This is a genomic window from Synechococcus sp. R8-2 (genome assembly GCF_047461715.1).
Taxonomy (GTDB): domain Bacteria; phylum Cyanobacteriota; class Cyanobacteriia; order Thermostichales; family Thermostichaceae; genus Thermostichus.
On the sequence record NZ_JANSHQ010000763.1, the window covers coordinates 1 to 519 of the forward strand.

At 61.7% G+C, this 519-nt stretch carries 1 pseudogene; it reads left to right on the plus strand.

Features of this window, described 5'->3' with window-relative positions:
• Window positions 1-519: pseudogene (locus NW819_RS14525) on the plus strand (caspase family protein); the annotation flags it as partial.

Genomic DNA, 519 nt, shown 5'->3' on the forward strand with positions numbered 1-519 from the left:
GCCAGCGGGACGGAGTCCTTAGCTCCCTCGTTGGCGGCACGCCTTGTCCAGTCTGTAGCCTCTGCTCCTGCTGAGGTGGGTATGCAACGGTTTATGCGGGGGGATCCCTTGCATCTCACCCTTTGCAACAACAGCGATCAGCATCTGTTCGGCTACCTGTTGCTGATCGACCCGACCGGACAACTGCACCTGCTGGCCCCCCTGCCTCAGGACAACTTCACCACACCTCTTCGCTTGGAAGCCAAGAGCAGTTTAACTTTGCCACCCTTGCCGGAGGTCGATGGCGAGCTGCGCTCTGCTGTGAGCTCTGACTTGCTCACCTGTCATGCCCAAGGGCTGACGGAGCTGTTGTTTGTGGCCAGCACCCGCCCCCTGTCCGCCAGCTTGGAAGCCCTCAAGGCTATGGCCCGCAAACTGGGGGTAGCCCGTTCGCCGATGTTGCTCAATGGGCCGCTGGAATGGACGCAAACGCTCCTCGAGGAGTTGACTCAGCGTGCCTCCGATCGCGCCAGCGGGACG